General features: G+C 71.6%; 19 protein-coding genes. 5 read left to right on the forward strand and 14 right to left on the reverse strand.

The genetic code is table 11. From position 1 onward, the window contains the following. Positions 1-66 precede the first annotated feature (66 nt). The gene (locus ACFC0D_RS02760; protein ID WP_376430655.1) at positions 67-2,826 is read left to right on the forward strand and encodes a SpoIIE family protein phosphatase; all 2,760 of its coding nucleotides are present in this window, start codon (positions 67-69) and stop codon (positions 2,824-2,826) included. Positions 2,827-2,841: 15 nt separating this feature from the next. On the opposite strand, the gene ACFC0D_RS02765 is transcribed toward ACFC0D_RS02760, so the two are convergent. Next, positions 2,842-4,902, reverse strand: coding sequence for a SpoIIE family protein phosphatase (locus ACFC0D_RS02765; protein ID WP_376430656.1), 2,061 nt, complete (start codon positions 4,900-4,902; stop codon positions 2,842-2,844). 163 nt (positions 4,903-5,065) lie between these two features. Here ACFC0D_RS02765 and ACFC0D_RS02770 point away from each other — a divergent pair, with 163 nt between their 5' ends. Further along, positions 5,066-7,009 carry a cellulase family glycosylhydrolase gene (locus tag ACFC0D_RS02770; protein ID WP_376430657.1) on the forward strand — a complete coding sequence of 648 codons (1,944 nt, stop codon included), beginning with the start codon at positions 5,066-5,068 and terminating at the stop codon, positions 7,007-7,009. Between the two features lie 3 nt (positions 7,010-7,012). On the opposite strand, the gene ACFC0D_RS02775 is transcribed toward ACFC0D_RS02770, so the two are convergent. Further along, the gene (locus ACFC0D_RS02775) at positions 7,013-8,218 is read right to left on the reverse strand and encodes an aromatic amino acid transaminase (protein WP_376430658.1); all 1,206 of its coding nucleotides are present in this window, start codon (positions 8,216-8,218) and stop codon (positions 7,013-7,015) included. Then, on the reverse strand, positions 8,211-9,143 hold the full coding sequence (locus ACFC0D_RS02780; protein WP_376430659.1) for a DMT family transporter: 933 nt from the start codon (positions 9,141-9,143) through the stop codon (positions 8,211-8,213). Before ACFC0D_RS02780 ends, ACFC0D_RS02775 begins: the two co-directional genes overlap by 8 nt. Positions 9,144-9,315: 172 nt before the next feature. Here ACFC0D_RS02780 and ACFC0D_RS02785 point away from each other — a divergent pair, with 172 nt between their 5' ends. Further along, positions 9,316-9,789 carry an Lrp/AsnC family transcriptional regulator gene (locus tag ACFC0D_RS02785; RefSeq protein WP_376430716.1) on the forward strand — a complete coding sequence of 158 codons (474 nt, stop codon included), beginning with the start codon at positions 9,316-9,318 and terminating at the stop codon, positions 9,787-9,789. A gap of 110 nt (positions 9,790-9,899) precedes the next feature. Here the strand turns inward: ACFC0D_RS02785 and ACFC0D_RS02790 are convergent, their stop codons facing one another. The 4 genes from ACFC0D_RS02790 to ACFC0D_RS02805 form a co-directional block, all read right to left on the reverse strand. Beyond that, complete coding sequence (locus ACFC0D_RS02790) at positions 9,900-10,463, reverse strand: tellurite resistance TerB family protein (RefSeq protein ID WP_376430660.1); 564 nt, start codon at positions 10,461-10,463, stop codon at positions 9,900-9,902. A gap of 93 nt (positions 10,464-10,556) precedes the next feature. Continuing rightward, positions 10,557-11,081, reverse strand: a complete 525-nt coding sequence (locus ACFC0D_RS02795) for an O-acetyl-ADP-ribose deacetylase (protein ID WP_376430661.1) — start codon at positions 11,079-11,081, stop codon at positions 10,557-10,559. A 117-nt stretch (positions 11,082-11,198) separates the two neighbouring features. After that, positions 11,199-12,620, reverse strand: coding sequence for a phytoene desaturase family protein (locus ACFC0D_RS02800; RefSeq protein WP_376430662.1), 1,422 nt, complete (start codon positions 12,618-12,620; stop codon positions 11,199-11,201). Between the two features lie 63 nt (positions 12,621-12,683). Continuing rightward, positions 12,684-13,520, reverse strand: a complete 837-nt coding sequence (locus tag ACFC0D_RS02805; RefSeq protein ID WP_376430663.1) for an inositol monophosphatase family protein — start codon at positions 13,518-13,520, stop codon at positions 12,684-12,686. 121 nt (positions 13,521-13,641) lie between these two features. Here ACFC0D_RS02805 and ACFC0D_RS02810 point away from each other — a divergent pair, with 121 nt between their 5' ends. Further along, positions 13,642-14,697, forward strand: coding sequence for a biotin/lipoate A/B protein ligase family protein (locus tag ACFC0D_RS02810; protein ID WP_376430664.1), 1,056 nt, complete (start codon positions 13,642-13,644; stop codon positions 14,695-14,697). A 41-nt stretch (positions 14,698-14,738) separates the two neighbouring features. Here the strand turns inward: ACFC0D_RS02810 and ACFC0D_RS02815 are convergent, their stop codons facing one another. Together ACFC0D_RS02815 and ACFC0D_RS02820 are read right to left on the reverse strand one after the other, a co-directional pair. Next, on the reverse strand, positions 14,739-16,169 hold the full coding sequence (locus ACFC0D_RS02815; RefSeq protein WP_376430665.1) for an amidase: 1,431 nt from the start codon (positions 16,167-16,169) through the stop codon (positions 14,739-14,741). A gap of 33 nt (positions 16,170-16,202) precedes the next feature. Beyond that, on the reverse strand, positions 16,203-17,744 hold the full coding sequence (locus ACFC0D_RS02820) for an NCS1 family nucleobase:cation symporter-1 (protein ID WP_376430666.1): 1,542 nt from the start codon (positions 17,742-17,744) through the stop codon (positions 16,203-16,205). Between the two features lie 224 nt (positions 17,745-17,968). On the opposite strand from ACFC0D_RS02820, the gene ACFC0D_RS02825 reads away from it, so the two are divergent. Then, the gene (locus tag ACFC0D_RS02825) at positions 17,969-18,142 is read left to right on the forward strand and encodes a CsbD family protein (protein ID WP_376430717.1); all 174 of its coding nucleotides are present in this window, start codon (positions 17,969-17,971) and stop codon (positions 18,140-18,142) included. A gap of 138 nt (positions 18,143-18,280) precedes the next feature. Here the strand turns inward: ACFC0D_RS02825 and ACFC0D_RS02830 are convergent, their stop codons facing one another. From ACFC0D_RS02830 to ACFC0D_RS02850, 5 genes are all read right to left on the reverse strand, one after another. Next, positions 18,281-18,595, reverse strand: a complete 315-nt coding sequence (locus ACFC0D_RS02830; RefSeq protein ID WP_376430667.1) for a hypothetical protein — start codon at positions 18,593-18,595, stop codon at positions 18,281-18,283. Between the two features lie 142 nt (positions 18,596-18,737). Then, entirely contained in the window at positions 18,738-19,739 is a 1,002-nt protein-coding gene (locus tag ACFC0D_RS02835) for a TIGR03842 family LLM class F420-dependent oxidoreductase (RefSeq protein WP_376430668.1), read from the reverse strand. Between the two features lie 9 nt (positions 19,740-19,748). Beyond that, the gene (hydA, locus tag ACFC0D_RS02840; protein WP_376430669.1) at positions 19,749-21,152 is read right to left on the reverse strand and encodes a dihydropyrimidinase; all 1,404 of its coding nucleotides are present in this window, start codon (positions 21,150-21,152) and stop codon (positions 19,749-19,751) included. 26 nt (positions 21,153-21,178) lie between these two features. Next, positions 21,179-22,459 (reverse strand): aspartate aminotransferase family protein, encoded by a 1,281-nt coding sequence (locus tag ACFC0D_RS02845; RefSeq protein ID WP_376430670.1) that lies wholly within the window; start codon positions 22,457-22,459, stop codon positions 21,179-21,181. Continuing rightward, on the reverse strand, positions 22,456-23,298 hold the full coding sequence (locus tag ACFC0D_RS02850) for a nitrilase-related carbon-nitrogen hydrolase (protein ID WP_376430671.1): 843 nt from the start codon (positions 23,296-23,298) through the stop codon (positions 22,456-22,458). The genes ACFC0D_RS02845 and ACFC0D_RS02850 overlap by 4 nt, the downstream gene beginning before the upstream one ends. Positions 23,299-23,378 lie beyond the last annotated feature (80 nt).

The raw sequence follows: 23,378 nt of genomic DNA on the forward strand, positions 1-23,378 counted from the left end.
AAACCGAGGAAGTGGACGGGTGACAGCCGAATCAGTGACGACAGCCGAACCTCCGAGAAGCACCCCATGAGCGGACGTCTTGGCCGCCGACCCAAGGGGCTGGGGCTGCACAGCGTCGCCGGGCAGGTGTTCGCCCTGCAGGCGATCATCGTCGTGCTGCTGGTGACCGCCGGGGCGCTGGCCCTGTTCTTCCAGGCCCGGTACGACACGGAGCGCGACGCGCGCAACCGTTCGCTGGCAGCGGCGGAGGCCTTCGCGCACGCGCCGGGGCTTGTCGACTCCCTGAAGGCACCCGACCCGACGCTCCTGCTCCAGGACCGGGCCGAGACCGCGCGCATGGCCTCGGGGCTCGACTTCCTCGCCGTGATGACGCCCGACGGGATCCGCTACACGGACTCCCGGCCGGAGCTGATCGGGCAGCGCGCCACCGGTGACATCGCCAGGGCCAGGGCCGGTGAGTCGTTCACGGAGATCTTCACCGGGGAGCCGTCGGACGCCGTCCGGGCCATCGTCCCGATCCGGACCGAGGACGGCGACATCGTCGGCCTGGTGGGCGCGGGGGTCGAGATCCAAAACGTCGGCAACGTGGTCGAGGACCAGCTGCCGCTGCTGTTCGGCACGGCCGCGGGAGCGCTGCTGCTTGCGGTGGGCGGCGCGGCGCTGGTGAGCCGGCGGCTGCGCCGGCAGACCCACGGCCTGGGCCCGCTGGAGATGACCCGGATCAACGAGCACCACGAGGCGGTCCTGCACGCGGTGCGCGAGGGCGTGATGATCATCGACGCGGACCGCCGGCTGCTGCTCGCCAACGACGAGGCGCGCCGCCTGCTCGACCTGGCGCCCGACGCCGAGCAACGGCACGTCACCGAGCTGGGCCTGGACCCCCGTACCGCCGCGCTGCTCTCCTCCGGGCGGGTCGTGACCGACGAGGTGCATCTGGCGGGCGACCGGCTGCTCGCCGTCAACGTACGGCCCACGGCGCCGTACCGTGGCCGGCCCACCGGGACCGTGATGACCCTGCGGGACTCGACCGAACTCAGCACGATCTCGGGCCGGGCCGAGGTGGCCCGCGGCCGGCTGCAACTGCTGTACGAGGCCGGGGTGCGGATCGGTACGACGCTGGACGTCGTACGGACCGCGGAGGAGCTGACGGAGGTGGCCGTCCCGCGCTTCTCGGACTTCGTCACCGTGGAGCTGCTGGAGCCGGTGCTGCGCGGCGAGGAGCCGTCGGGGGCGTTCACCGAGATGCGGCGTACGGCGTTGAACGGCACCCGCGCGGAGCATCCGTTCCAGCCGGTGGGCGACGTGATCAGGTTCGTCGTGCCGACCACGCCGATGGCGAGGGCGCTCGACGCCGGTCACGCGGTGCTGGTGGCGGACCTGACGACGGCCGGGGGCTGGCAGGCCCAGGACCCCGAGGGGGCGACGGACGCCCTGGCGTACGGACTCCACTCGCTCGTCGCCGTGCCGCTGCTGGCCCGGGGTGTCGTCCTGGGGATGGCCAACTTCTGGCGGGCCGAGACCGACGAAGCCTTCGGGGAGGAGGACCTGACGTTCGCGGAGGAGCTGACCGCGCGCGCCGCGGTCTCGATCGACAACGCCCGTCGGTTCACCCGCGAGCACGCCATGGCGGTGACGCTTCAGCGCAGTCTGCTCCCCCGCGTCCTGCCCGAGCTGTCGGCGGTCCACGTGGCCTACCGCTATCTGCCGGCGAAGGCGGGCGTCGGCGGCGACTGGTTCGACGTGATCCCGCTGCCGGGCGCCCGGGTGGCGCTGGTCGTCGGCGATGTCGTCGGGCACGGTCTCCATGCCGCGGCGTCGATGGGCCGGCTGCGTACGGCGGTGCACAACTTCTCCACCCTGGACCTGCCGCCCGACGAGCTCCTGGGCCACCTCGACGAGCTGATCGACCGGATCGACCAGCCCGACACGGGCGGCGGGGAGGACAGGGGCGAGGCCGGTGCGGGCGACGCCGAGGACGAGGGCAACGAGCGGATGACCGGCGCCACCTGCCTGTACGTGGTCTACGACCCCGCGAGCGGGCGCTGCACCATGGCCCGGGCCGGGCATCCTGGGCCGGCGCTGGTGCACCGCGACGGCCGGGTGGAGTTCCCGGAGGTGCCTGCCGGGCTGCCGCTGGGCGTGGGCGGGATGCCGTTCGAGGCGACCGAGCTGCAACTGCCGGAGGGAAGTCGGCTGGTGCTGTTCACGGACGGCCTTCTGGAGGATCGCGACCGGGACTTCGACACGGGGCTCGGGCTGCTGTGCGACGCGCTGGCCACGACGGGGCGCAGTCCGGAACAGGCCTGCGCCGACGTCCTGACCACGCTGCTCGGGCCCGCTCCGGACGACGACATCGTGCTGCTGATCGCCGACACCCAGCGCCTGGACGCCGACCGGATCGCGGAGTGGAACGTTCCCGCCGACCCGGCCGAGGTCTCCCGGGTCCGCAACGCAGGCGCCGCGCAGCTCGAAGCCTGGGAGCTGGGCTCCCTCTCGTTCACCGCCGAACTCATCCTCAGTGAACTCGTCACCAACGCCATCCGGTACGGTGCCGAGCCCATCCGGGTCCGGCTGCTCCGCGACCGCAGGCTGATCTGCGAGATCTCCGACGGCAGCAGCACCGCCCCGCATCTGCGCTACGCGGCCACCACCGACGAGGGCGGCCGTGGGCTGTTCCTCGTCGCCCAGTTCGCCGAGCGGTGGGGCACCCGTTACACCAAGCGCGGCAAGGTCATCTGGGCGGAACTTCCGCTGACCACGCGCGACTCGGAGCTGCCGGGACTTCCGGCGCCGGACCTCGACGCCCTGGAGGACCTGGCCTGGTGAGTCGGCGTCCGGCCGTCACCGCAGGGGCGTGCGGGCCAGGAGTACGGCGACGTCGTCCGGCGGTGCGCAGGGCAGCAGTTGCGCGAGGATGTCGTCGCAGAGCTGGCTGAGCGGCTGTTCGATGTGCAGCAGCGCCTGGGCGAGCTGGTCCATGCCCTGGTCGAGGTCCCGGTCCCTGGCCTCGATGAGGCCGTCGGTGTACAGCACCAGCAGGCTGCCCGGCGGGAGCCGCAGCTCCTCGGTCCGGAAGTCCTGGCCGCCGGTGCCGAGCGGGGTGCCGGGCGGGCCCTCCAGAAAGGTGATCGCGCCGTCCGCGGTGGCCACGGCCGGTGGGGGGTGTCCGGCCCGGGCGATGACGACCCCGCCGGTGGCCGGGTCGTGGACGGCGTAGACACAGGTCGCCATCTCGTCCTCGCCCAGGTCGGCGACGGCCGCGTCGAGGGAGCGGAGCAGTTGGGCGGGCGGCACCCCGTGCCGGGCGAGGGTGCGTACGGCCGTACGGAGCTGGCCCATCACGGCCGCGGCGTGGATGCCGTGCCCCATGACGTCGCCGATGACGAGACCCGTCCGGCCCTCGGGCAGGGCGATGACGTCGAACCAGTCGCCGCCCACGTCGTGGTCGCTCGCGGGGAGGTAGCGGCCGGTGAGCTCCAGGCCTTCGACCTTGGGCAGGGCACTGTTGGTGAGGCTGCGTTGCAGTGTGAGGGCGGCCTCGCGCTGGGTGGTGTACATCCGGGCGTTGTCGATGTTCAGGGCCGCGCGGGCGACGAGTTCGTCGACGAGGACGCAGTCCTGCTCGTCGAAGGGTTCGCGCTCTTTGAGGCGGGTCATGCTGACGGCGCCGAGCACCTTGCCGCGGGCGACGAGCGGGACGATGCGCGCGGAGCCGATGTTGGCCTGGAAGTAGGCCTTGAGGGGGTCGGTGCGGGGGTCGGGGAAGAGCGCCGGGAGGTCGGAGTGGTAGAGGTTCATCGGCCGGGCGTCGGTGATGACCTGCTCGTACACGGTGCCGAGCGGGATCTGGAAGGTCTGTCCCGGGACGAGCAGGGCGGTGGGCGCGGTCGGGTCGGGAAAGACGGCCGCGAGGCGGCGCAGCAGGCCATGGCTGGAGGCGCCCGCCTCGTCGGGTTCGATGACGCTCTCGAGCAGCTGCACATCGGCCGAGTCGGCGAGCTGCGGTACGAGGACCTGGACGATCTCCTCTGCGGTCTGGCTCAGGTCGAGGGTGGTGCCGATCCGGGTGCCGGCCTCCGCGAGCAGGGCGAAGCGGTGCCGGGCCCGTTCGGCCTCGACGAGCGCGCGCTGCCCCTCGGTGATGTCGATGAGGGAGGCGATCAGGCCGAGCCGCCGGCCCGAGCCGTCGAGGAGCGGGGCGTAGGAGCAGGACCAGGTCCGGTCGTGGTCGGGGTCGGCCGAGGTGCGGCCGGTGCGGCGCACATCGACGACGGCCTCGCCGCGTTCGAGGACCTGCCGCATGGTGGCTTCCAGCGCGACGGCGTTGACACCGGGCACCACCTCGGTCAGCCGCTTGCCGAGATGCTCTTCGGCCGAGGCCCCGTTCATCCGCGCGAGGGCGTCGTTGACCCGGAGGAACCGCAGGTCGGGACCGAGGGTGGCGAGGCCGATGGGCGACTGGGTGAAGAGGCTCTGGAGGGCGGCGAGCGAGTCCCGCATCCGCAGGACCTCGGAGGTCTCCACGGCGATGAGCATCGCGCCGGGCCGCCCCTGGGGGTCGACCTCGGGGACGATCCACATCTCCATCGTGATCTGGTGACCGTCACGGTGGCGTACGGGCAGGGTGCCGACGACGGTCTCGCCGGCCTGGACACGGCGGGTCAGCTGATCGGCGAGTTCCCGGTTGGCGTCGGGGACCAGAATGGGTGAGGCGGGGCGGCCGAGGACATCCTCGGGACGGTGGCCGAGCAGGTCCTGGGCGGCCAGCGACCACTCCACGACGCACCCGTCCGAGTCCTCCCTCCACAGGGCGATCGGCAGTAGTTCGCGCAGTACACCCGCGTATCCGATGGCCGCCGGTGGCCGTTCCGGCGTCTCGCTCGGCGACTGAAAAGTGTCCAACACTTCGACCTAACCCCGGGGGGTGCCTTCCTTCCCCATCACCCTAGCCGAGCCGTCGGAACGGGGCGCTGTGGCACCGCTCCGTACAGTGTGGGTTCCCCTCCCGGCGACCCGCCGGTAACTTGGCGCGCGCCCACTCCCCGACCGTCATGGCAGGTACGAGATGCAGAGCGTGTTACGTGTGGTCCGAGGCGTCCTCCTGGTGGGCGCGCTGCTTGTGCCGACCGTGCCGGGTGCCGCGGCGCAGGCCGGTCCTCTCCGGTCGGCGACGGCCGCGTCGGACGGGGCGGACGCCACCGCCCGCACGTCCGAGGCCGCCTCCTGGACCCCGCCGCTGTCCACCCGGGGACGCCATGTGGTCGATGCCCATGGCAACCGTTTCCGGCTGCGGTCCGGCAACTGGGACGGCGCCCAAGGGTCCTGGAACGGCTCGGGCGACATCTCCGACCCGGCCAACCACCATGCCGGGCAGCCCTCCCACGGCATCCCGCTCGGCCTGGACCGCACCCCTCTCCCCACGCTCCTCGCCGACTTCCGCGCCCTCGGACTGAACAGCATCCGGCTCCCCTTCTCCAACGAGATGCTGCGCGCGACGGCTCCCGTGCCGGACAGCGCCGTGGCGGCCAACCCGGCCCTGCGTGGCAGGACTCCGCTGCAGGTCTTCGACGCCGTCGTCGCCGCCCTCACCGCCGACGGGTTCGCCGTCATCCTCAACAACCACACCGTGACGACCCGCTGGTGCTGTGCGGTGGACGGAAACGAACGCTGGAACAGCAGCGGGCAGTCCACCGCCCGGTGGGCCGACGACTGGGTCTTCATGGCGAAGCGCTACCGCGCCGACCCGCGCGTGGTCGGCGCCGACCTGTACAACGAGGTCCGCCGCGACATCTGGGACGACCCCAACTGGGGCCTGGGCGACAACCACGACTGGCACGCCGCGGCGCAGGAGGCCGGCGACCGCATCCTGGCCGAGGCCAACCCGAACCTGCTCATCGTCGTCGAGGGCATCAACTGGCAGGGCATTCCGGTGGACGGCTTCCCGCACGGCCGCCCCACCCTCGCCCCGGTCCGTACCCTCTCGCACACCCTGGTGGCCTCGGGCAAGCTCGTCTACTCGGCCCACTTCTACGGCTACACCGGCCCGAACCACAGCGGCGCCACGGGCATCGGCGAGACCAGCGACCTGCGCTACCAGGACCTCGGCCGCGAGCAGCTCCGCCAGGTCGTCCACGACCAGGCGCTCTACGTCTCCGCCGAGACCGGCAAGCACTTCACCGCCCCGGTGTGGATCAGCGAGTTCGGCATCGGAGCCGACGAGACGAACAGCCGCCCGCGTGACTGGTTCCGCAACCTGACCGAGCTGCTCACCGACGCCGACGTGGACTACGCGTACTGGCCGCTCGTCGGCTGGAGCGGCGGAGGGGACAGCTGGGCGCTGCTGCGGTACGACTCCGAGGGCCGACGGACCGGGGTCCTGGACGCGGGCGACTGGCGGACCCCGCTGTGGACCGGGCTGACCGACGCGCCCGGCCGCACCGGAGCCGTACCCGTCACACCCGCCTGGTATCAGCTGACGACCGACCACCGTGACCACAACGCCTCGCTGCGGGTGCGGGCGGGCGGGGACTGGGACAGCGGCGCCCGGAAGGCCGTCTGCCCCGACGGCTCCCGGCTGGCCGGGCTGAGCCACACCGGCGGGCGCGGTCTGTGCGCGAGTTCCGCCCTGCGCGCCGCCACCGGCGGGCACACCGTCGTCCGCGACGAGTCGCACGTCCCGCCGGGCGGGGACTGGGCCGGCGGGTACACCAAGTTCCAGTGCCCGGCCGGTCAGTTCCTGATCGGCTACAGCCTGCGCGGCGAGCGGGTCTCCGCCGCCCTGTGCGCTCCGGCCCGTACGGCGCTCGCGGCGAGCGGCGGCCGCACGGTGTGGTTCGACCGGGGCGACAACCGCCCGGCGGGCACGCCCGGTGGGGAGTACGCGAGCGGCCACTACAAGGGCCAGTGTCTGCCCACCGAGTACGCCGCGGGCATCGCCTTCACCACCCGGTTCGGCGCCCGGACCTCCCCGGCCGCGCTGCTGTGCCGCCCCGCTCCCCCGGAGGCGTGACGGTCAGACGGACGACATGGCGTGGGGCGTCTCCAGGACGGCGGCGATGCCCTGCGCCAGGTACGGGATCCGGTGCGCGGAGACGCCCGCGATGTTGATGCGGCCCGTGGTCGTGCCGTAGATGCCGAACCGCTCGCGCAGCACGCCCATCCGGTCGGGCGTGAGCGGCAGCATCGAGAACATGCCCTTCTGCCGCGCGAGTGACGTCGCCTGCTCGTCCTGGCCGAGGGCGCGGAGATGGGCGACGAGGTCGGCGCGGTTGGCCGTGATGCGGTGCCGCATCACGTCGAGTTCCGCGAGCCACTCGGTCCGCAGCCGCTCGTCCTCCAGGACGGTGGCGACGACGGCGGCGCCGTGCTCGGGCGGCATGGAGTACAGGGTGCGCGCGGCGTTCTGGAGTGCCGTCTCCACGTGCGTCAGCGCCTTGCCCGACGAACCCACGACCATGGCACACCCGGTGCGGTCGCTGTACAGGCCGAAGTTCTTGGAGCAGCTGACGGCGATCAGCACCTCGGGCAGCCGCTCGGCCAGCATCCGGGTGGCCCGCAGGTCGGCGGCGAGGCCGTCGCCGAGCCCGTGGTACGCGAGGTCGACGAAGGGGACCCAGCCGTTGGCCGCGGCGAGTGCGGCCAGCTCCTCCCACATGGCGAAGGAGGGGTCGACCCCGGTGGGGTTGTGGCAGCAGCCCTGGAGCAGGACGACGTCGTCCCGGCGGGCCGCGCTCAGATCGTCGAGCACGGCCGCGGTGTCCGGCAGTCCGGTGGAGTCGAGCCTGCCGTACGTCCGGACCCGGAGGCCGGCGCCTTCCAGGATGGGGCGGTGATTGACGTAGGCGGGGTCGCTGATCCACACCGTGGTGCCGGGGCGCGTCCGGCTCACGAGATCGGCGAGCAGACGCAGGGCTCCGGTGCCCGCCACGGTCTGGACGGCCGTCGCCCGCGCGGTCAGCGCCTCGGTGCCGAGGACCATGGACAGCATGGCGCGGTTGAAGGCGATGTTGCCCGAGAGCCCGCGGTACTCCTTGGAGGCGGAGCGTTCCGCCAGGCGTATCTCGGCCTCCCTGACCGCAGCCATGACGGGGGTGACCCCGGTGTGGTCGCGGTAGACGCCGAGTACGAGGTTCAGGCGCTCGGGTCGCGGATCGGCGGCGAACTCGGCGGCGAGGTCCCACAGCGGGTCCACAGGCGGGGCGGGCAGCAGCTCAAGCATGGGCGGAGACCTTGGATCGGGGGCGCCGGTTGGCGAGCGCGACGCCGAGGGTGATGAGGGGCACGCCGACCATGACGGACAGGGTCGGCGACTCGTCGAGGAGAGGGATGGCCAGCAGGACGACGGCGACCGGGCTGAGGCTGCCGACGACCGAGCTGCGCTCCGGTCCCAGCCGGCGGATGGCGAACGCGTACAGCAGCCCGGCGCACAGGCCGACGCCCAGACCCTGGACGACGAGGAACAGCGCGATGTCGCCACCGGCCGCCCGGGCGAGGCCGGTGGGCAGGATCCCGGTCAGAGTCAGCAGCGCGATGACGGCGAAGGAGGGCAGGCAGAGCAGCCCGATGGACCCGACGGGGTCGAGGTCCACCTCACGCAGACCCACGGTGTAGAGGGCCCACAGACCGCTGGCGACGAGCAGCGTTCCCACGCCGAGCAGCGCGTCCGCGTCCAGCGCTGCCGTATGGCGCCAGACCAGCGCCACGACGCCTGCCACGATCAGCGCGAGACCGGCCGACTGGGTGCCGCGCGGGACGCTCTTCCCGCCCGCGACCATGAGGGCGGAGACGAACAGCGGGACCATGCCCGGGACGATCGCCCCGACGAACGCGGCCGAGGTCAGCGAACCGCCGTACATGGCGGCGAGGAAGAACGGGACCCCCGCACCACAGATGATCTTGACCGCGGGGCCGAGCCGCACCGCGGCCAGCCGGCGCCTGCGCCGCCACAGGGCGGGCGCGAGGACCACGAGGGGCACACCGAAGCGCAGCAGCGCCGCGTCGGCGGGCAGCAGCGTGGAGGCGCTCAGCGCACGGGCGCTGAGGGCGAACGCGGCCCAGATCGTCACGGTGAGCAGCAGGGCGAGATACCCGACGGTCTGCGGGGAGAGCGACCCGCTCCGGCCGACGCCAGGCGTCGACTCCACGGGCGGTGCCCCCATCGTTCGTATCCCGCCCACCGAAAGTCCTCCCGCTCGCACCACTGCCACAAGCAACGGTAGAGCTTTCGGCGAGGCAGCCGATTGCCAGTTCTGCCCTCCAGACCTAGCGTGGGGGCAGAATCTGCCAAGAAATGATGAAGGAGCGGCATTGGACGCGGTGGACCTGCAGATCATCCACGAGTTGCAGCAGGACGGCCGGCTGTCCAACCAGGATCTCGCCGACCGGATCAGGCTGTCCCCGTCGCCGTGTCTGCGCCGCGTGCGCCGTCTGGAGGAGGCGGGCCTGATCCGCGGCTACACGGCCATGGTGGACCAGGTCGCGTTCGGTCTGCCGATCACCGTCTTCGTACGGATCCGGCTGGAACGCCACACCGCCGAGGCCGTCAACGTGTTCGAGGAGCATGTCGGCCTCATCGAGCACATCCAGGACTGCTATCTGATGGCAGGCAGCAGCGACTACCTGCTCAGGGTCGTGATCGAGAGCCTGGAGGCGTACGAAGCCCTGGTGCGCAACCGGATCCACGCCATCCCCGGTATCGCGTCCATCGAGTCCAGCTTCGCCTTCGGCAGCGTGAAGCAGTCCAGGATCTATCCGCGACCCACGGCTCCGGACGGAATCCGCCGGGGCTGAATCCCACCCGGCGGCCGCACCTGCCCGACGGCCGTCACCGACCGGGGGCCGACCGGTGGGGGTCGCCGCGCCGACCGACGGCGCCGGGACGACCGGTCCGGCCGACCGCATCAGAGGCCGAACTCCTGCGGGGAGACGCCGAGTGCCGCACACGCCTCACGGAGGACCTGCTCCTCGGCGGGGGCGATGTAGCCGTCCGCGCCGGCGACGACGAAGCCGGTCTGCACGACCGCCTTGGCCTCCACGGGCTTCTTCGCCGCCTTGGCGATCTCCTGCAGGGCCTCCGTCCTGCCCTGCTGGAAGTTGTACGTCAACTGGTCGACGTGCTTGTTGAACCGCTGCCGCAGCTGGTCCGGCGGGAAGTTCCGCAGGACGTCGTTCTGCAGGATGAGCGACTCCACATGCTGCCGCTCCACCGGATCGACCGACCCGTCGGCGGCCGCGACCAGCGCGCACATGGCCATGCTCGCGTCCCGGTAGGCGCCGCTCTTGAGCTCCGTCTTGAGGGAGGCGAGCTGGGTCTTGAGCACGCCGACGAGCTGGGCCTTCGATCCTCCGCGCGCCCCCGCGCCCGACCCCGCACCCGGCTGTCCGTGGCCACCGGCGCCCCGTGCTCCCTGCGCCTGCTGCTGAAGCCCCTTGGCCTGGTCCTTGATCCGGTCCCACATCGCCATGCGTGCCACCTCGGCTAGCCGTTCGTCCGCGCGCGTTCCGCACGTCCCCCTGGAAACGGCTGCCGCCCCTTCCGAGTTCCCCCGCCGCACGGGCTACGCGGCGCGGACCCTCGCGGCGAAGGCCCGATACGCCTCCTCGTCGAAGAGGACGAACCTGACCTCCTCGACGGCGGTCTCCGTGCTCCGCACGGTCTCGACGGCGATGCGGGCGCCGTCGTCCATCGGCCAGCCGTAGATCCCGGTGGAGATGGCCGGGAAGGCGACGGTACGGGCGCCCAGCTCGTCGGCCACCCGGAGAGACTCCCGGTAGCACGAGGCCAGCAACTCCGACCGGTCCTCGTCCCGGGACCAGACGGGACCGACGGTGTGGATCACCCACTGGGCGTCGAGCCGTCCCGCCGTCGTGGCGACGGCTCGGCCGGTGGCGAGGCCCCGGCCGTAGTGGCCCGCTCGGAGCGCGCGGCAGGCGTCCAGGACGGCCGGGCCGCCACGGCGGTGGATCGCGCCGTCGACGCCGCCTCCGCCGAGGAGGGAGGAGTTCGCGGCGTTGACGATGGCGTCGACGTGCTGGTCCGTGATGTCGCCGGAGTCGAGGACGAGGGACGGCTGCGTGCTCATGAAGCCATCATCGCGCCGTCCTCGCACCGGCGCTTCGGAATTGCGTACGACTCGGACGAGCTCCGGCGGCTCGGGCGGACTCCGAGGCCCGGACGGATGCCGGCCGCCGTGCAGTCGTCAGTTCCGCGTCGCGCGCAGTCGGCGCCAGACCGCCTTGGCCGCGTTGTGGCCGGACATGCCGTGCACGCCCGGGCCCGGCGGCGTCGCGGCGGAGCAGAGGAAGACCGCCGGGTGCGGGGTGGCGTACGGACGCAGCGACAGCTTGGGGCGCAGCAGCAGTTGGAGCCCGCGGGCCGCGCCGCAGGCGATGTCGCCGCCCACGTAGTTGGCGTTGCCGGCGGCCATTTCGGGCGGTCCGGCGGTGGCGCGGGCCAGGACCAGGTCGCGGAAGCCGGGGGCGAAGCGCTCGATCTGGCGCTCCACGGCATCGGTGAGATCGCCCTCCCAGCCGTTCGGCACATGGCCGTACGTCCAGAAGGACTGCTTGCCCTCGGGGGCCCGGCCGGGGTCGACGAGGCTGGGCTGGGCGGTGATGAGGAAGGGCGTGCGGGGGGCCGTGCCGGAGGACGCCTGGTTCAGTGCGGTGCCGATCTCGCCGCTGGTGGGCCCGATCTGGACGGTGCCCGCCTGCCGGGGCGCTTCCGCCGTCCACGGCACGGGGCCGTCCAGCGCGTAGTCGATCTTGAAGACGCTCGCGCCGTACCGGTAGTGGTCGTAGTGGCTGCCGAAGCCGGCGATGCGCGCCAGGGCGGTGGGCGAGGTGTCGAAGATGTACGCGCGGGCCGGCGGCAGGTCGTCGAGCCGCTTGACCTCGTAGTCGGTGTGGACGGCGCCCCCCAGATCCTTCAGATACGCGGTGAGGGCGTCCGAGATCGACTGGGAACCGCCGCGCGGCATCGGCCAGCCGCCCTCGTGCGCGGCGAGCGCGAAGACGAGACCGACCGCCGTGGTGGCGAACCCGCCCAGCGGGGCGATGACATGACCGACGAGCCCGGCGAACAGGGCCCGTGCCTTCTCGTCCTGGAAACGGCGCAGGGTCCAGGTCGAGGGCCGCATGCCGTCGAGGCCGAACCGGGCGAGCGTGACCGGGTCCCGGGGCAGCGCGGTGAGCGGCAGGGACATGAAGTCCCGTGCCAGGGTGTCCCACTTGCCGAGGTACGGGGCGACGAGCCTGCGGTACGTGCCGGCGTCACGCGGCCCGAAGGAGGCGGCGGTCTCGGCGACGGACCGGGAGAGCACGGCGGCGGTGCCGTCGTCCCAGGGGTGCGCCATGGGCAGTCGGGGGTGCAGCCACTCGAGGCCGTACCGGTCCAGCGGCATCGTCTTGAAGACGGGTGAGCCGAATCCCAGCGGGTGCACGGCGGAACAGGGGTCGTGCAGGAAGCCGGGGAGCGTCAGCTCCGCGGTCCTGGCACCCCCGCCGACGGTCGACCGGGCCTCGAACACGGCGACGGAGAAGCCTCGTCGGGCCAGCTCCACCGCGGCGGTCAGTCCGTTGGGCCCCGCCCCCACGACGACGGCATCGAGCATCGACGGCACCTTGGGACTCCTTCGTCAGCCGATGGCCAAGGCTCCCAGGATATTCCTGGGCCCCTTCGGACCTCACTGCCCCCGGAGCAGTGTCCGGATCCGGTCTGCGGTGGCCGCATCGCGTGCCGCGGTGAACGGCAGCGCGTTGCCTCCGGTGATGTGGAACGGCTCGCCGGCGATGGTCGTGTGGGCGCCGCCCGCCTCGGTCACCAGGAGCAGTCCGGCGGCGTGGTCCCAGGCGTACTCCCAACTGAAAGCGGTCCCGTCGAGGATGCCCCGGGCCACGTCCAGGTACTCCAGTCCGGCCGAGCCGCAGGGGCGCGGGTGGACGCCCTCCGTGTCCAGGCCGAGCAGGGCTCGCTTCTGGTCCTCGGTGGTGTAGTCGGGGTGGGAGGTGGCGACCTTCAGATCCGCCCCGGGCGCCGGTGAGCCGGACCGTATCGGCTCTCCGTTGAGCGTGGCCCCGCGTCCGCGCACGGCGACCGCCATCTCGTCCAGGACGGGGGCGAACGTCCAGGAGGCGAGCAGCTCGCCGCGCCGGGCGAGCGCCACGAGGCTGCAGAAGCCGGGCTCTCCGCGCACGAATTGGCGCGTGCCGTCGACAGGGTCGACGATCCAGACCGGGGCGTCTCCCTGCAGCGCCTCGTAGACCGCGGGGTCGGCGTGGACGGCCTCCTCGCCGACGACCACGGAGCCGGGCAGCAGCGCCGTCAGGGACGCGGTCAGATGCTCCTCCGCGGCCCGGTCGGCGACCGTCACCAGGTCGTGCGGTCCGTTCTTCTCGACGATCTCGTGCGCGGCGAGCTGGCGGAAGCGCGGCGTGATCTCGGCCGCGGCCGCCTTGCGGACCGCCTCCTCCACTTCGGTCGTACCACCGGCGAGGATGTGGTCAAGGAAGTCATCGATCATGCGTCCAGCTAAGCACGTCGGTCTGACATGTCGGCTGTCCGCTCCTTAACCCTCCGTTTCCCCGCGGAGTACGCTTTGGACCGGTTCACCCCTTACGGGGAATCGGGGAGAGGGAGGGTCCGTGCACGGCGAGTACAAGGTTCCCGGCGGCAAGCTGGTGGTCGTCGACCTCGAGACACGGGACGGCGTCCTCGCGGACGTCCGGGTCGCGGGCGACTTCTTCCTGGAGCCGGACGAGGCGATTCTCGCCATCGACCGTGCCCTCGACGGCGCCCCGATCGACACCGACGCGTCGGGGCTCGCGGCCCGGATCGACGCGGCGCTGCCGCCCGGCACGGAGATGTACGGCCTGACCACGGAGGGCATCGGGGTCGCGGTCCGCCGGGCCCTCGCGCACGCGACGGACTGGACCGACTACGACTGGCAGCTCGTCCACGAGCCGCCGCAGTCCCCCGCCCTGCACATGGCCCTGGACGAGGTCCTCACCGCCGAGGTCGCGGCGGGCCGCCGTCCGCCGACCCTGCGGGTCTGGGAGTGGGGCGCGCCGGCGGTCGTCATCGGAAGCTTCCAGTCGCTGCGCAACGAGGTGGACCCGGAGGCGGCCGAGCGGCACGGCTTCGAGGTGGTGCGCCGGATCAGTGGCGGTGGCGCGATGTTCATCGAACCGGGCAACACCATCACGTACTCGCTGTCGGTGCCCGACGCCCTGGTCCAGGGACTGTCCTTCACCGACAGCTACGCCTACCTCGACGACTGGGTGCTGGGCGCCCTCGGCGACATGGGGGTCAAGGCCTGGTACCAGCCGCTGAACGACATCGCCACGGACACCGGGAAGATCGCGGGTGCGGCGCAGAAGCGGATGGTGGCGGGCGAGGGCGCGGTCCTGCACCACGTGACGATGGCGTACGACATCGACGCCGACAAGATGACGGACGTGCTGCGCATCGGCCGCGAGAAGCTCTCCGACAAGGGGACGAAGAGCGCGAAGAAGCGGGTGGACCCGCTGCGCCGTCAGACGGGCCTGCCGCGCGAGGCGGTGATCGAGCGGATGATCGGCTCCTTCCGTGACCGGTACGGCCTGTCGGACGGCCGGGTGACGGAGGAGGAGATGGCCCGGGCGAAGGAGCTGGCCGCGACCAAGTTCGGCACACGGGAGTGGACGGCGCGCGTGCCGTAGCGGACGTGCCGTCTCCCGACCGGGGACCGGCGCCGGCCGGTTCACTTGAATGAAGACGCCTCACCCGACCGGACAGCCTCCGGCGGGCGGTGGGCGAACCACTTCTGGTCGTCCTCCAGTTGGGCCGCGAGTGAGATCAGCAGCGGTTCGCTGCCCGCCGGACCGAGCAACTGCGCGCCGACCGGGAGGCCGGCGGGCGTGAAGCCGGCGGGGACGTTCACGCCGGGCCAGCCGAGGACGTTCCACGGCCAGGCGTAGGGGCAGACCGACGCCATCGTCAGGTCGGTGCGCCAGGCCGGCATCGTGTCGAAGGTGCCGATCCGGGGCGGGGGCGCCGCCGTCGTCGGGGTGAGGAGGACGTCGTACGTGTCGAAGAGTGCGCCGATCCTCCGGTGTTGACGGGCCTCGCGGGCGCGGGCGGCGCGCAGGAGGCGGCCGCCGAGGCGATGCCCGGTGCGGGCGGCGCTGCGGGTGCGCGGGTCGAGCAGCGCGGGCTCGGGGTGCCGGTCGGCGTACTCGGCGATTCCGGCGGTGGCGCGGGGCAGGAAGCTCAGCCCGATCTGGCCGTAGCGCGGACGCGCCTCCTCCACGGTGTGGCCGAGCCCGGCGAGCGCCTCGGCGAGGTCGGCGACGGCCCGGCGTATCCCTGCGTCGAGGGGGTTGTACGTGGCGGTGAAGGGCGCCCGCCAGGCGAGCGCGATGCGCAGCCGTCCGGGCTCCCGGCGCGCGGCGGCCGACGCGTCGACGGCGGTCGGCCGGAAGCGGTCCCCCGTGTGCGGCCCGGCGACCGCGTCGAGGAGCAGTGCGGCGTCGCGGACGGTCCGGGCGAGCGGGCCGTTGACGGTCAGACCCTGGAAGCAGTCGTCGTACGGATGGACCGAGACCCGGCCGCGCTGTGGCTTGATGCCGACGAGATGGGTCCAGGCGGCCGGAATCCGGATGGAGCCGGCGCCGTCGGAGCCGAGCGCGGCGGGGATGATGCCGGCGGCGACGGCCGCCGCCGACCCCCCGGACGATCCCCCGGGGGTGTGGCCGGTGTTCCAGGGGTTGCGGGTGGCGCCGAAGGCGGGGCCTTCGGTGAACGGCCACTGTCCCAGTTCGCAGGCGTTGGTCTTGCCGACGATCACCGCCCCGGCGGCTCGCAGCCGCCGCACGGCCTCGCCGTCCTCGGCCGCGTCGGGGATGTCCCCGGCGCAGCCGAAGCGGGTGGGCAGTCCGGCGACGTCGGTGTCGTCCTTGACGGCGATCGGCACGCCGAGCAGCGGCAGCCTCTCCCCCGCGGCGAGCCTGCGGTCGGCCTCCGCCGCCTCGGCGAGGGCGGCCTCCGGCCGGGTGCAGCGGAACGCGTTGAGGGTGGGCTGCGTGGCCTCGATCCGGTCGAGCGCGGCCTGGACGACGGCGGTCGAGGTGACCGTTCCGTCCCCCAACCGCCGCGCCTGTTCCGCCAGTCCGATGTAGTCGACCGTGGTCACGGCAGCCCCCTCGTCTCTTCGGCTGCCGGAACCCTACTGGAGCGTAACTTCCCTGTCATCACTCTTCCGGCGCCCTGCCATGAGGGCCGTGTAGAGCAGCAGCGCGGCGGCGAGACCCACGGCCCAGCCGTAGTCGGCGAGCGGTTTCAGGAAGGGGATGAGTCCGTCCTCGGGGAAGGGACCCTTGCCCGGGGCGGAGTGCGATCCGCCGATCGCCAGGACGCCGCCGACGGCGAAGGCGAGGACGGCGGCGGGGTTCCAGCCGCCCGCGTACCAGTACGGGCCGTCCGGCCGGTAGAGACCGGCCAGGTCGAGAACGGTCCGCCGGAGGATCCAGTAGTCGGCGATGAGGATGCCCGCCACCGTACCGAGCAGTCCGCCGACCAGGCCGAGCCAGGTGAAGATGTACAGCTCGGGCGTCTCGGTCAGCTTCCAGGGCATGATGAGAACGCCCACGACACCCGTGATCAGCGCGCCCGTACGGAAGTTGACGACCTTCGGCGCGAGGTTGGCCAGGTCGTACGCCGGCGAGACGACGTTCGCCGCGATGTTCACCGAGATCGTCGCGACGAGCACGGTCACCAGGGCGAAGAGCAGCCCGAAGACGTTGTCCGTCTTCGCGGCGAGCGCGACCGGGTCCCAGATGGGCGCGCCGTACACCGCCTGCGAGCCGGAGGTCACGAGGACGGAGAGCAGGGCGAAGAGCGTCATGGTCGTCGGCAACCCCAGGGTCTGCCCCCAGATCTGCGCCCGCTGCCCGGCCCCGAACCGTGTGAAGTCGGGAATGTTCAGGGACAGGGTCGACCAGAAGGCGATCATCCCCATGAGCGAGGGGAAGAAGACGGTCCAGAAGTCGGCTCCCCAGCCCAGCTTCGAGGGCTGGTCGAGCAGCGGCCCGAGCCCGCCGGCCTTCGCGGCGATCCAGACGAGCAGCACGAGCGCGCCGACGATGACGAACGGCGCGGCCCAATTCTCGAAGCGGCGCAGCGCCTCCATCCCCCGGTAGATGATGGCGAGTTCGAGGATCCAGAAGAGGACGAAGCAGAGCCAGAGCGTCCACGGCTGGCCGCCGATCCGTGCCGCATCGGACCAGCCGCCGAAGACCTTGTCGAGCAGGATGAAGATCCCCTGCCCGCCGATCCAGGTCTGGATGCCGAACCAGGCGCAGGCGACGCCGGCACGGATGAGCGCGGGCAGGTTGGCCCCGCGCAGCCCGAAGGAGGCGCGGGCGAGGACGGGGAAGGGGATGCCGTACTTCGGTCCCGCGTGCCCGGTCAGGAGCATCGGCAGAAGCACGATCACGTTCGCCAACGCGATGGTGAGGACGGCCTGCTTCCAGTCCATGCCCAGGGCGACGAGTCCGGAGGCGAGCAGCCACGAGGGGATGTTGTGAGCCATGCCGACCCAGAGGGCGGCGAAGTTGTACGTGGTCCAGCGGCGCCGCTCGACGGGAACGGGCAGGAGATCGTCGTTGACGAACCGGGGGTCGGAGGGGGCCGTGCCGGGCGGCAGTTCGACGCGATCGTCGGAGTGCGCGGGTGTTCCGGGTCTTTCGGAGGGAGTGGTTGCGGTCATGAGCGGCGGAACCCTTCGTTCGGGGACGGAACGAGGCCGTGCGGCGCGTGGGGGGTTCGGCGGGGCGCGGGGGTCCAGCGGGCGTTTTTGACGATAACAGCGATGCCACCGGCCGCCCTATGGGCCGGACGAGGGCAATGGCCGCGCGACAGGACGTTTGCGGGAGGCCGTGCGGGTCAGTCGCGGAAGAGTACGTAGTTCCCTATCCACCGGAAGTGGTCATTGTGTCGGGCGAGCAGAAAGCAAAAGCGAAGGCCGAGCAGGCGAAGGGCAAGACCCAGGAGACCGTCGGTCGGGCCGTGGGCAACGAGCGCATGACCGCCAAGGGGCGCGCCGAGAAGGCCAAGGGAGACGCCCGCCAAGCCAAGGAAAAGATCAAGGACACTCTCGAGGACTGACCGGCTGTGCGCACGACGTCAGGCACCGGGGAGGCCATCGGCCCCCTCGGCGCCTGACGCGTGCGGTCGCAGGCCGGTGATCACCCTTCGCGAGGTGACCGATGCCTGAGGTCACCGATGTCCGCGCACGCCGAACTTTCACCGATGCCCGCGTGCGCCGAACTCCAGCCGTTGCGGCGCGCCGGCCGGCAGAGAGCCGGTGACCGCGGTGCCCGGCCCGGTCACGTCGCAGGGGATGCCGACGCTCTGGCACATGCGGTGGGTGCGGGCCACGGCGCTGAGCGACGCCGCCGAGGGGTCGGCGACGGGGAGTTCGACGGTGAGACGGGAGGGCCGGAGCGCGTGGACCAGGGCCTGGATCTGCAGGGCCGCCGCCGCACGGTTCGTGATGTCCAGGTCCCGATGAACCCGCACCTTCAGGACTCCGTCCTCGACGACATGGCTGATCAGCACGATCTACCTCCAGGGGCTCGGCTCGGGGCTTGCAGCAGTCTGCACTTCCCGGACAGCGATCACCGGAACGCCCTTCCCCGCCCTCTCGTGTGTCACCCGAACCGCTCAAGCACCACGGCACACGCATACGGCGCCCCGGCGCTCAGGCGTCGAGCGCCGGGATGATCTCGGAGCCGTACGCGTCGATGGTCGTCTCCTTCGCGTCGTGCATGGCGTACACGGCGAACTGGTCCACGCCCATCTCCCGCAGCCGCCGCAGCTTCTCGATGTGGGCCTCGACCGGGCCCAGGAGGCAGAAGCGGTCGACGATCTCGTCGGGGACGAAGTCGGTGGACGGATTGCCGGAGCGGCCGTGGTGGCTGTAGTCGTAGCCGTGCCGGTCCTTGATGTACGCGGTGAGCTCCTCGGGGACCATGCCGGAGTGCTCGCCGTACTTGGCGACCAGGTCCGCTACATGGTTGCCGACCATGCCGCCGAACCAGCGGCACTGCTCCCGGGCGTGCGCCAGGTCGTCGCCCACGTACGCGGGCGCGGCCACGCAGATGGTGAGCGCGTCGGGGTCGCGGCCGGCGTCCGTGGCGGCCTGGCGGACCGCCTTGACCATCCATTCGGTGAGGAACGGATCGGCGAGCTGAAGGATGAAGCCGTCGGCCTTCTGGCCGGCGAGGGCGAGCGCCTTCGGGCCGTACGCGGCCATCCAGACCGGCAGTTTCCCGTCCCGTACCCAGGGGATCCGGATCGGGTTGTCGTCCACGAGCGCCTCGCGGCCCTCGGCGAGGTCGCGGATGACGTCGATGGCCTCCCCGAGCCGGGCGAGGGTGTTGGGCTTGCGGCCCGCGACGCGCATCGCGGAGTCGCCGCGGCCGATGCCGCAGACGGTCCGGTTGCCGTACATCTCGTTGAGGGTGGCGAAGGTGGAGGCGGTCACCTCCCAGGTCCTGGTGCCCGGGTTGGTGACCATGGGACCGACATGCAGCTTGGTGGTGTGCTCCAGGATGCGGCTGTAGATGACGAAGGGCTCCTGCCAGAGCACGGCGGAGTCGAAGGTCCAGCCGTAGCGGAAGCCGTTGCGCTCCGCCCTGCGCATGAGGCCGACGACCGCCGATGCGGGCGGGTCGGTCTGCAGGACGAGTCCGAAGTCCACGTCGTTCTCCTAGTTCAGGTACTGGCAGGTGGATCGCGGGGTGAAGACGCCGTGCCCGGCGCGGCCGGTGAACTTCCGCTGGTCGATGACGAGTTCGCCGCGGGAGAGCACGGTCTCGACCTGGCCGGTGACGGTCTTCCCCTCGTACGCGGAGTAGTCGACGTTCATGTGGTGGGTCTCCACCGACAGCGTCTGGACGGCGTGCGGGTCGTAGATCACCACGTCGGCGTCGGCGCCCGGGGCGATCGTGCCCTTCTGCGGGTAGAGGCCGAACATCCGCGCCGGGGTCGCGCAGGCGATCTCGATCCAGCGCCGGCGGGTGATGTGCCCGTCGACGACGGCCTGGTGGAGCAGGTCCATGCGGTTCTCCACGCCCGGCAGGCCGTTGGGGATCTTCGAGAAGTCCCCGCGCCCCAGATCCTTCTGGCCGGTGAAGCAGAACGGGCAGTGGTCGGTGGAGACGACCTGGAGGTCGTTGGTCCGCAGGCCGCGCCAGAGCGCCTCCTGGTGCTCCTTCGGCCGCAGCGGCGTCGAGCAGACGTACTTGGCGCCCTCGAAGTCGGGCTCGGCGAGGTTGTCCGTGGACAGGAAGAGGTACTGGGGGCAGGTCTCGCCGAAGACCGGCAGGCCCATGTCCCGGGCCGCCGCCAACTCCCGTACCGCCTCGTCGGCGGAGACGTGGACGACGTACAGCGGCGCCCCGGCGACCCGGGCGAGCTGGATGGCGCGGTGGGTCGCCTCGGCCTCCAGGAGGACCTTGCGGACCTCGCCGTGGTAGCGGGGATCGGTCTCGCCGCGGGCCAGCGCCTGTTCGACCAGGACGTCGATCGCGATGCCGTTCTCGGCGTGCATCATGATCAGCCCACCGTCGGCGGCGGCCCGCTGCATCGCCCGCAGAATCTGGCCGTCGTCCGAGTAGAAGACACCCGGATACGCCATGAACAGCTTGAACGAGCTCACGCCTTCCTGGACGAGCCGGTCCATCTCCTTGAGCGTCGTCTCGTTCACATCGGACATGATCATGTGGAAGCCGTAGTCGATGGCGCACTTGCCGTCGGCCTTGGCGTACCAGGTGTCGAGTCCTTCGCGCAGGGTGTGCCCGACGCTCTGCACGGCGAAGTCGACGATGGTGGTGGTGCCGCCCCAGGCGGCGGCCTGGGTGCCGGTCTCGAAGGTGTCGGCGGCGAAGGTGCCGCCGAACGGCAACTCCATGTGGGTGTGCGCGTCGACGCCGCCCGGGATGACGTAACGGTCGGTGGCGTCGATGACGCGGTCGGCGGTCCAGCCGGCGGCCGCGTCGGAGCCGTGCGCGGCGAGCGCGGCGATCCTGCCGTCCTCGATGAGGACGTCTGCGTGGATCTCGTCGGCGGCGGTGACGACCAGGCCACCGCGGATGAGGGTGCGGGTGCTCACGGGTTGTCCCCCTCGGTAGGGATGAACTAGAGGACTCGGAGGGCCTGTTCGAGGATGGCCGCGCCCTCTTCGGCCTCGGCGACGGTGAGCGAGAGCGGCGGGGCGATCCGCAGGGAGCTGGTGTTGTGGCCGCCGCCCTTGCCGATGAGCAGTCCGTTCTCGCGGGCGGCCTCCAGCACGGCGGTGGCCGCCGCGGGGTCGGCCTCGTCGGTGCCGGGCCGGGTCAGTTCGATGCCGATCATCAGGCCACGGCCGCGCACCTCCCGTACCGCCTCGACGCCCGCGCCGGCCGCCCTCAGCCGCTCGATCAGCAGCCCTCCGACACGCCGGGCGTTGCCCTGCAGGTCGTGTTCGAGGAGGTGGCCGAGGTTGGCGAGACCCGCGGCCATGGTGATCGGCGAACCGCCGAAGGTGGAGATGGAGTTGGCGTCGAGACAGTTCATGATCTCGGCGCGGGCGACGACTCCGCCGACGGACATGCCGTTGGCGATGCCCTTGGCGAAGGTGAGGATGTCGGGCGGGCCCGCCTGGTCGTGCGCCTGCCAGCCCCAGAAGTGGTCGCCGGTGCGCCCCCAGCCGGTCTGCACCTCGTCGGAGATCCACAGGATGCCGTGCCGGTCCAGGACGCGGCGGAAGGCGGCGTAGAGGCCGTCGGGCGGGGAGGTGAAGCCGCCGACGCCCTGGATGGGTTCGGCGATGAGCGCGGCGACGTCCCGGGTGTGGCCGAGGAGGTCTTCGAGGTCGGCGACGCAGGCTTCGACGAACCGCTCGTCGCTGTACTGCGCGTACGGGCCGCGGCTGCGGACGCCGCCGTGCACGTACAGGGTCTGGAGCGGGGAGAGACCGGTCGGGGACCACGCACGGTTTCCGGTGATGCCGACGGTGGAGAAGGAGCGGCCGTGGTAGCTGTTGCGCATCGCCAGGATCTGGCTGGAGCGGCGGTACGCGGTGGCGAGCAGCAGGGCCGTGTCGTTGGCCTCGGTGCCCGAGGTGGTGAAGAAGACCCGGGCGTCGGGGATGCCGGAGAGGGTGGCGATCCGCTCGGCGAGCTCGACCATCGGCCGGTTGAGGTAGAGGGTCGAGGAGTGGATGATCCGGCCGGCCTGCTCGGTGACGGCCTTGGTGACCTCCGGCAGGGCGTGCGCGGTCATGGTGGTGAGGATGCCGCCGAAGAAGTCGAGGTACCTGTTCCCTTCGACGTCCCAGACGTGGCGGCCCTCACCGTGGGTGATCTCGATGGGGTCCTGGTAGTAGAGGGCGACCCAGTCGGGGATGACGGCGCGGTGGCGGTCGTAGAGGTCGTTCACGGCTGCACCAGCCCGTCGTACGCGTCGGGGCGGCGGTCGCGGTAGAAGGCCCACTGCTGCCGGACCTCCTCGATGACGCGGAAATCGAGGTCGCGTACGACGAGTTCCTCGGCCTTGTCGGAGGCGACCTCGCCGACGAACTGGCCGCGGGGGTCGACGAAGTAGCTGGTGCCGTAGAAGTCGTTGTCGCCGTACTCCTCCTGCCCGACCCGGTTGATAGCGGCGACGAAGTACTCGTTGGCGACGGCGGCCGCCGGCTGCTCCAACTGCCAGAGGTAGGAGGAGAGGCCGCGCGAGGTGGCGGACGGGTTGTACACCAACTGCGCTCCGTTGAGGCCGAGTTGGCGCCACCCTTCGGGGAAGTGGCGGTCGTAGCAGATGTAGACGCCGACCTTCCCGACGGCGGTGTCGAACACCGGCCAACCGGCGTTGCCCGGGCGGAAGTAGTACTTCTCCCAGAACCCCTTGACCTGCGGGATGTGGTGCTTTCGGTACTTGCCGAGGTAGGAGCCGTCGGCGTCGATGACGGCGGCGGTGTTGTAGTAGAAGCCGGAGTCCTCGACCTCGAAGACGGGGACGACGATCACCATGCCGGTCTCGCGGGCCAGCTCCTTCATCCGCGTGACGGTCGGCCCGTCCGGGACGGGCTCGGCCCAGCGGTAGTGCTCGGGCTCCTGCACCTGGCAGAAGTAGGGGGCGTTGAACACCTCCTGGAATCCGATGACCTTGGCCCCCTGCCGGGCCGCCTCACGGGCATGTTCCTCGTGCTTGGCGATCATGGATTCGGTGTCGCCGGTCCAGGTCGCCTGGACGAGTGCGGCGCGTACGACGTCGGTCATGAGCTGCTCCTTCGGCGCGGCGTCAGAGAGCCTCTACGCACGTAGACACGGTGCGTAGGAGGAGAACGTAAGCCCCGTCC

This window comes from Streptomyces sp. NPDC056222 (assembly GCF_042264065.1).
Lineage (GTDB): Bacteria > Actinomycetota > Actinomycetes > Streptomycetales > Streptomycetaceae > Streptomyces.

What these genes read in the sequence shown, in the direction of transcription:
- ACFC0D_RS02760 (WP_376430655.1), top strand. Translation starts at nt 67, where the DNA reads ATGAGCGGACGTCTTGGCCGCCGACCCAAGGGGCTGGGGCTGCACAGC.
- ACFC0D_RS02770 (WP_376430657.1), top strand. Translation starts at nt 5,066, where the DNA reads ATGCAGAGCGTGTTACGTGTGGTCCGAGGCGTCCTCCTGGTGGGCGCG.
- ACFC0D_RS02775 (WP_376430658.1), bottom strand. Translation starts at nt 8,218, where the DNA reads ATGCTTGAGCTGCTGCCCGCCCCGCCTGTGGACCCGCTGTGGGACCTC.
- ACFC0D_RS02790 (WP_376430660.1), bottom strand. Translation starts at nt 10,463, where the DNA reads ATGGCGATGTGGGACCGGATCAAGGACCAGGCCAAGGGGCTTCAGCAG.
- ACFC0D_RS02795 (WP_376430661.1), bottom strand. Translation starts at nt 11,081, where the DNA reads ATGAGCACGCAGCCGTCCCTCGTCCTCGACTCCGGCGACATCACGGAC.
- ACFC0D_RS02805 (WP_376430663.1), bottom strand. Translation starts at nt 13,520, where the DNA reads ATGATCGATGACTTCCTTGACCACATCCTCGCCGGTGGTACGACCGAA.
- ACFC0D_RS02820 (WP_376430666.1), bottom strand. Translation starts at nt 17,744, where the DNA reads ATGACCGCAACCACTCCCTCCGAAAGACCCGGAACACCCGCGCACTCC.
- ACFC0D_RS02850 (WP_376430671.1), bottom strand. Translation starts at nt 23,298, where the DNA reads ATGACCGACGTCGTACGCGCCGCACTCGTCCAGGCGACCTGGACCGGC.